The organism is Bradyrhizobium sp. MV1.5, assembly GCF_055807615.1.
Map to the genome: position 1 here is coordinate 3099 of NZ_JBVVPL010000093.1, position 1884 is coordinate 4982.

The 1884-nt window shown below is 63.5% G+C and carries 2 protein-coding genes; both read right to left on the reverse strand.

The features are described 5' to 3' along the window. Positions 1 to 179 precede the first annotated feature (179 nt). Positions 180 to 956 carry an arginyltransferase gene (locus AC0L2J_RS34500; protein ID WP_473395952.1) on the reverse strand — a complete coding sequence of 259 codons (777 nt, stop codon included), beginning with the start codon at positions 954 to 956 and terminating at the stop codon, positions 180 to 182. 148 nt (positions 957 to 1104) lie between these two features. Beyond that, entirely contained in the window at positions 1105 to 1644 is a 540-nt protein-coding gene (locus AC0L2J_RS34505; protein WP_007611123.1) for an RDD family protein, read from the reverse strand. Positions 1645 to 1884 lie beyond the last annotated feature (240 nt).

Sequence of the window (1884 nt, forward strand, 5' to 3'; positions counted from 1 at the left end):
GGGTGCTGTGTATTATTTTTTTTTTATATTATTCAGCGCCCCATAGATTGGTTGTGGTGCCAACCGGGGTGCGGGCCCCCGCCCCCCCCCCCACGACCCAGTATTCCAGAGACAGTTGTGAATGACCCGAGGCGTCGCGGCGGACTGGATGCCCCGCTTTCGCGTGGCATGACGGAGAGCTAATCCTGCGGCTCGGACGCGGCATCGCCCTGTGCGTCGATGCGCAGCCAGCCTGACGGCGCGAGGCGCTGCTGCGGCAGGAAGCGGGCCTTGTAGTCCATCTTCTTCGAGCCTTCGATCCAATAGCCGAGATAGACGTAAGGCAATCCCTGCCGGCGGGCGCGGGCAATGTGGTCGAGGATCATGAAGGTGCCCATCGAGCGGCTGACTTCGCCGGGCTCGAAGAACGAATAGACCATCGACAGGCCGTCGCTGAGCACGTCGGTCAGCGCGACCGCAATCAGCTGCTCGCCCCGGCCGGTGATGCCGCTGTCGGGACCACGCTTGCGGTACTCGATGATGCGGGTCTCGACATGGCTGTCCTCGACCATCATGGCGTAGTCGAGCACGGTCATGTCGGCCATGCCGCCATGGCGGTGACGGGAATCGAGATAGGCGCGGAACACCGAATATTGCTCGGAGGTCGGCACCGCGCTGCGCTGCTCGCCGATGATGTCGGCGTTGCGCGAAATCACCTTGCGGAAGTTGCGGGACGGACGGAACTCGTTGGCGATCACCCGGACCGAGACGCAGGCGCGACACTGGTCGCAGGCGGGACGGTAGGCGATCGATTGGCTGCGACGGAAGCCGCCATGGGTCAGGACGTCGTTGAGATCACCGGCGCGCTCACCTACGAGGTGCGTAAACACCTTGCGCTCGTGCCGGCCCGGCAGATAGGGGCAGGGGGACGGCGCCGTGAGGTAAAATTGTGGGGTGTCGCGCGAGTGCTGGGTCAAGGGACGTCGTGGGCCTCCAAAATGTGCATCAGCATCGCGCTACGAAAGCCCCCGGTCAATCGGTCTACTCGGCAGGTCAGATCGGACAGCATAGCGGGTCCAGGTTGATAGGTCCTTGATCCGGGTTCGTTGATCAGTAGGTCGTTGATCAATAGGTCCTGGCGCCCTGAGGCACCGGCGCGCGAACGGAATTGTTGATCACGACCGTTCCCAGCACGAAATCCTGCAGCAAGCGCCTGCGGCCGTTGAACAGCCCGACCAGCACCACGAAGGGCGACAGGAACGAGACGGTGACCCAGAACAGCACGGCGTGGGTGGCCCCGAGCACGAAATAGCCGGGCGCGCCGTACCAGGTGCGCAACTCAAGATCCATCACGCGCATGCCGATCGTCGCGGACGACGGGCCGCCGATGCAGGCGCCGTAATAGACGATGGCCCAGATCACGGAGGCCGGCCAGGCCAGCCAGAACAGCGCCCAGCCAATGCCGAGCGTAACCACGCCGAACACCGCGATGAAGAGGTAGCCAAGGATCACCGGCACCGAGATCACGACCATGTCGATCAGGAAGGCGAACACCCGCCGCGTCGCAACGCCGCGGAACAGTTCCGGGTGCAGATAGGGATCGTAAGCATGCGGCTGCGCCCCACCGTCATTGCGCCAGGCATTGCCCGAGTCCGAATACGACATGACCGTTCTCCCGTGGGAAACTCCGTGGCAGGACTCCCGTGGAAGGACATGGGAACAGGCCGTCCGCGTGCCAAGGGCGCCGGCATTAACAAGCCGAAATATTCCGGCGATTCGGGGGCGGGAGAGGTGGGGAGGAACGGTGTCGGCGTGCCAAACCCTCCGTGTCGTCCTGGCGAAAGCCAGGACCCATCACCCCAGGGAGAAATTTGGCGAACACTGGGAGTTTATCCCTTCGCCGGT